Source organism: Pseudomonas sp. UBA4194 (assembly GCF_002379585.1).
Taxonomy (GTDB): domain Bacteria; phylum Pseudomonadota; class Gammaproteobacteria; order Pseudomonadales; family Pseudomonadaceae; genus Aquipseudomonas.
The window spans coordinates 96464-102279 of the sequence record NZ_DFUE01000058.1; the positions used below are offsets into that span (position 1 = coordinate 96464).

5 protein-coding genes are annotated in these 5816 nt (G+C 61.8%); 4 read left to right on the forward strand and 1 reads right to left on the reverse strand.

The features are described 5' to 3' along the window. Window positions 1-205 precede the first annotated feature (205 nt). The gene (hexR, locus tag B3397_RS15100) at window positions 206-1081 is read left to right on the forward strand and encodes a transcriptional regulator HexR (protein ID WP_296251498.1); all 876 of its coding nucleotides are present in this window, start codon (window positions 206-208) and stop codon (window positions 1079-1081) included. A 148-nt stretch (window positions 1082-1229) separates the two neighbouring features. Beyond that, complete coding sequence (locus B3397_RS15105) at window positions 1230-1436, forward strand: PA3496 family putative envelope integrity protein (RefSeq protein WP_296251500.1); 207 nt, start codon at window positions 1230-1232, stop codon at window positions 1434-1436. On the opposite strand, the gene B3397_RS15110 is transcribed toward B3397_RS15105, so the two are convergent. Then, window positions 1381-2340: a LysR family transcriptional regulator gene (locus tag B3397_RS15110; RefSeq protein ID WP_296251502.1), complete on the reverse strand. Its 960-nt coding sequence runs from the start codon at window positions 2338-2340 to the stop codon at window positions 1381-1383. The two genes, B3397_RS15105 and B3397_RS15110, sit on opposite strands and share 56 nt — an antisense overlap. Before the next feature lie 189 nt (window positions 2341-2529). Between B3397_RS15110 and B3397_RS15115 the strand changes: the two genes are divergently transcribed. Both B3397_RS15115 and oadA read left to right on the forward strand, forming a co-directional pair. Next, window positions 2530-3945, forward strand: a complete 1416-nt coding sequence (locus tag B3397_RS15115) for an acetyl-CoA carboxylase biotin carboxylase subunit (protein ID WP_296251503.1) — start codon at window positions 2530-2532, stop codon at window positions 3943-3945. 11 nt (window positions 3946-3956) lie between these two features. Continuing rightward, window positions 3957-5765, forward strand: coding sequence for a sodium-extruding oxaloacetate decarboxylase subunit alpha (gene oadA / locus B3397_RS15120; protein WP_296251504.1), 1809 nt, complete (start codon window positions 3957-3959; stop codon window positions 5763-5765). Window positions 5766-5816 lie beyond the last annotated feature (51 nt).

The following is a 5816-nucleotide window of genomic DNA, read 5'->3' on the forward strand; positions in this document are numbered from 1 at the left end:
CCTACGGGTGGACTGTTCCCTCTGTAGGAACGGCGTAAAGCCGCGAAGGGGCCAGTGCGGTCGATACATCATTCAGATCAAGCGGTGGTGCAGAAGCCGCGAAAGGGGTCGTACAGACGTTTAACTGGGCGATCAGCGGGGCTTGTAGTATAACTACAAGCAAGCTACATCCCGGCCCTTCGAACCCTGAGCGGGAGCCTCTTCCTTGAACCTGCTGCAACACATTGACCAGTCACGCCACCTGCTGCGCAAGTCGGAGCTCAAGGTTGCCGATCACGTGCTGCTGGACCCGGCTGCCGTGATGCACAGCTCCATGGCCGATCTGGCCCACAGCGTCGGCATCAGCGAGCCCACCATCGTGCGCTTCTGTCGAGCGATCGGCTGCACCGGTTTTCAGGACCTCAAGCTCAAGCTGGCGCAAAGCCTGGCGGCCGGCGCGAGTTTTGGGCAGTTCGCCATTCACGAAGATGATTCGGTCGCCGATTACAGCCTGAAGATCTTCGACACCACGCTGCATACCCTGATGGAAGTGCGCGAGAACCTCGATCCCGAGGCCTTGCAGCGCGCCGTCACGGCCATGTCCACGGCGCAGCGGGTGGAGTTCTACGGTTTTGGTGCGTCGGGCGCGGTAGCGGCCGATGCTCAGCACAAGTTTTTCCGTTTGCTGCTCACCGCCGCCGCCTACTCCGATCCCCACATGCAGGCGATGTCGGCAGTGACGCTGAAGCCCACCGATGTGGCCATCTGCATCTCGCAGTCGGGGCGGTCCAAGGACTTGCTGATCACCGCCAACCTGGTGCGCGAGTCTGGCGCGACGCTGATTTCCCTGTGCCCAGGGCAGACGCCACTGGCTGAGCTGGCCACGGTCAATCTGGCGGTGGATGTGCATGAAGACACCGAGATCTACACCCCATTGGCCTCGCGCATCGCGCATCTGGTGGTGATCGATGTGCTGGCCATGGGCGTGGCGATGGCCCGCGGCCCCGATCTGGTGAACCACTTGAAGAGCGTGAAGCGCAGTTTGCGCAGCTTGCGCTTGTCACCCAAGTCGCTCAAGGCGCACGAGGTGCATGAAGATTGACGGAGCAGGTGTTCGGGTCTGTGGTGAAGGAAGCATTCACCGCCGATCTACCCTGAGCCGCCTTTAACCCCATATTCACCAACCCGTCGCCAAACCTTCATATCCCCAGGCCACCCTGTACTCCCGAACTCGAACTGGGAGACACGCAATGGCTCGTTACTTCGATGGCTCGCAACCCAACACCTCTTCAAAAACCAAACGCCAGCAGGAAGATCAGCGCCGCATGGAATTTCGCCGCGCGATCGAAAGCTATTCCGAGCAGCGTCGCCTGCTGCAGGAAATCAACGAATACGCCGAACTCAATTATTGGCAGGCGGCTGGCGGTGACCAGCAAAGCGCTCGACCAGCGCAGTGATCTGCGCGCGCTCGGCGCGAATGAAGGCAGCGAAGGCCAGGGCGACCGGCGATTGACGCTTGGCTTTGGCCTGCACCACGCACCAGCTGCGTTGCAGCGGCAGCTCTTGCACTGGCAGCTCCTGCAGCACGCCTGTGGATAACTCCATGCTCACCGCGTGGCGGGTCAGCATCGCCAGGCCGAGGCCTGCGATCACGCACTCACGCTGAGCATCGGCCGAGGCGACCTCCAGCGTTTGCGTGAAATGCACGCGCTTCTCCTTGAAATACTCTTCGCAGGCGCGCCGTGTACCCGAACCCTGCTCGCGCACCAGCAGCGTGTACGGCTCCAGATCCTGCAGGCGGACCCGCTCCAGCTGGCACAGCGGGTGCTCGGGAGGCGCCACCGCAATGATCGGATTGTTCAGAAACGGCATGAAGTCCAGGCCCATGTCCTGAGGCACCATGGACATGATGGTGACGTCGTCACGGTTGTCCGACAGGCGTCGTATGACCTGAGCTCTATTGACCACCGTCAGTTGCAGGTTGACCTCGGGATGCTGGCGCTTGAACGCTGCGAACAGGTGCGGCACGAAGTACTTCGCGCTGGACTCCACGGCCAGCTTCAACTGGCCTTGCAACGAGCCCTGCATGTCGGAAAGCTGCATATCGAGGTTTTCCAGGCGACCGAAGATATCCCGGCTGGCTCGCTGCAGTGCCTCCGCCGCGTCAGTGAGGTAGAGCTTTTTGCCGACATAGTCGAACAGCGGTTGCCCCACCAGCTCTTCCAACTGCCTGATTTGCAGGCTCACGGCCGGCTGGGTCAGCGACATTTCCTCCGCGGCGCGGCTGTACGAGCGCAGATCGCAGACTTCATTGAACACCTGAAGCTGACGCAACGTCATTCGCATCAAGGACTTACGCATTTTCCAGCCCGCCTGTAAGAGCACAATGCCGGAACTATAAGCTTTAACTAATATGTAACCTAACAAATATTGATTTTTGTTAATCCCTAGACCGCGCTAGTTTGAACAGGCGACCAGAGAAACATCTGGTTACCCACAGGGTCGGCCACGCACCGGCCCGAATGGATTCATCGGTCGAGGAACCTCCAAGTGATAAAAAAGATCCTGATCGCCAACCGTGGTGAAATCGCCGTACGCATCGTACGGGCCTGCGCCGAGATGGGCATTCGTTCGGTCGCGATCTATTCCGAAGCCGATCGCCACGCGCTGCACGTCAAACGTGCGGACGAGGCCTACAGCATTGGTGCCGAGCCACTGGCCGGCTACCTCAACCCCCGCAAGCTGGTGAACCTGGCCGTTGAAACCGGCTGCGATGCGCTGCATCCGGGTTATGGCTTCCTTTCTGAAAACGCCGAGCTGGCCGAGATCTGCGCATCGCGGGGGGTCAAGTTCATCGGCCCGTCGGCCGAGGTCATCCGCCGCATGGGCGACAAGACCGAGGCCCGCCGCAGCATGATAAAGGCCGGCGTGCCGGTCACGCCGGGCACCGAAGGCAATGTCGCCGACATTCAGGAAGCCCTGAGCGAAGGCGACCGCATCGGTTACCCCGTAATGCTCAAGGCCACGTCCGGCGGTGGCGGCCGCGGCATCCGCCGCTGCAACAGCCGCGAGGAACTGGAGCAGGCCTTTCCCCGGGTGATTTCCGAAGCCACCAAGGCCTTTGGCTCGGCCGAAGTGTTCCTGGAAAAATGCATCGTCAACCCCAAGCACATCGAGGCGCAGATCCTGGGTGACAGCTTCGGCAACGTGGTGCACCTGTTCGAGCGTGACTGCTCGATCCAGCGGCGCAACCAGAAGCTCATCGAAATTGCCCCCAGCCCACAGCTGACCCCCGAGCAACGCGCCTATATCGGCGACCTGTCGGTACGCGCGGCCAAAGCCGTGGGCTACGAGAACGCCGGCACCGTGGAGTTCCTGCTCGCCGAGGGCGAGGTGTACTTCATGGAAATGAACACTCGGGTGCAGGTGGAACACACCATCACCGAGGAAATCACCGGCATCGATATCGTCCGCGAGCAGATTCGTATCGCCTCTGGCCTGCCACTGTCGGTGAAACAGGAAGACATCGTGCACCGCGGCTTCGCCTTGCAGTTCCGGATCAACGCCGAAGACCCGAAGAACAACTTCCTGCCCAGCTTCGGCAAGATCACCCGCTATTACGCGCCCGGCGGCCCGGGCGTGCGCACCGACACGGCGATCTACACCGGCTACACCATACCGCCGTACTACGACTCCATGTGCCTGAAGCTGGTGGTCTGGGCGCTGACCTGGGAAGAAGCCATGGACCGCGGCCTGCGGGCCCTGGACGACATGCGCCTGCAAGGCGTCAAGACCACCGCGGCGTACTACCAGGAAATCCTGCGCAACCCCGAGTTCCGCAGTGGGCAGTTCAACACCAGCTTCGTCGAAAGCCACCCCGAGCTGACCAACTACTCGATCAAACGCAAACCCGAAGAGCTGGCCCTGGCCATCGCCGCTGCCATTGCCGCCCACGCAGGCCTGTGAGGAACATTCCAATGACCAAGAAGATTTTTGTTACCGACACCATCCTGCGCGACGCTCACCAGTCCCTGCTGGCCACCCGCATGCGCACCGAAGACATGCTGCCGATCTGCGACAAGCTCGACAAGGTCGGTTACTGGTCGCTGGAAGTGTGGGGCGGCGCGACATTCGATGCCTGCGTGCGGTTCTTGAAGGAAGACCCGTGGGAGCGCCTGCGCCAGCTGCGCGAGGCGTTGCCCAATACGCGTCTGCAGATGCTCCTGCGCGGTCAGAACCTGCTCGGTTATCGCCATTACAGCGATGACGTGGTGCGCGCGTTCGTGGCCAAGGCGGCCGCCAACGGCATCGACGTGTTCCGCATCTTCGACGCCATGAACGACGTGCGTAACCTGCGCGTGGCCATCGAAGCGGTGAAGGCGGCGGGCAAGCATGCCCAGGGCACCATCGCCTACACCACCAGCCCGGTGCACACCATCGGCGCTTTCGTCGCTCAGGCCAAGCAGATGGAGGCCATGGGCTGCGACTCGGTGGCGATCAAGGACATGGCCGGGCTGCTGACGCCCTACGCCACCGGCGAGCTGGTCAAGGCGCTGAAGGCCGAGCAGTCGCTGCCGGTATTTATCCACAGCCACGACACCGCCGGCCTGGCTGCCATGTGCCAGCTCAAGGCTGTGGAAAACGGCGCCGATCATATCGATACCGCCATTTCCAGCTTCGCCTGGGGTACCAGCCATCCGGGTACCGAGTCCATGGTGGCAGCCCTCAAAGGCAGCGAGTTCGACACCGGCCTGAGCCTGGAGCTGCTCCAGGAAATCGGCCTGTACTTCTATGCCGTGCGCAAGAAATACCACCAGTTCGAAAGTGAATTCACGGCCGTCGATACCCGGGTGCAGGTCAATCAGGTGCCGGGCGGGATGATTTCCAACCTGGCCAACCAGTTGAAAGAGCAGGGCGCGCTGAACCGTATGAACGAAGTGCTGGCGGAGATCCCGCGGGTGCGTGAAGACCTCGGTTATCCACCGCTGGTTACGCCGACCTCGCAGATCGTCGGCACCCAGGCCTTCTTCAACGTGCTGGCAGGGGAGCGTTACAGGACCATCACCAATGAAGTGAAGCTGTATCTGCAAGGCGGTTACGGCCAGGCCCCCGGCAAAGTGGACGAAAAACTGCGTCGCCAGGCGATCGGCAGTGAAGAGGTGATCGATGTGCGTCCGGCGGACCTGCTCAAGCCGGAGATGGACAAGCTGCGCAAGGACATCGGTGAGCTGGCTCAGTCCGAGGAAGATGTGCTGACCTTCGCCATGTTTCCGGACATCGGCCGCAAGTTCCTCGAGGAGCGTGCAGCCGGGACCTTGGCCCCCGAAGCCCTGCTGCCGATTCCCGAAGCCGGCGCAGTGGCATCAGCCGGCGGCGAGGGCGTGCCGACCGAATTCGTCATCGATGTGCACGGTGAGAGCTACCGGGTGGACATCACCGGTGTGGGGGTGAAGTCCGAGGGCAAGCGGCACTTCTACCTGTCGATCGATGGCATGCCGGAAGAGGTGGTGTTCGAACCCTTGAACGAGTTCGTCGGCGGCGGCATCGGCAAGCGCAAGCAGGCCAGCGAGCCGGGGCACGTGAGCACGACCATGCCGGGCAACATCGTCGACGTGCTGGTCAAGGAGGGCGATGCGGTCAAGGCCGGGCAAGCGGTGCTGATTACCGAGGCGATGAAGATGGAGACCGAGGTGCAGGCCAGTGTGGCGGGCAAGGTGGTGGCCATTCATGTAGCGAAGGGGGATCGGGTGAATCCTGGCGAGATCCTGGTGGAGATTGAGGGGTGACAGGGTCGCTCTCGGTTTGATACCGAGGTCAATGGTCCCCTCACCCCAGCC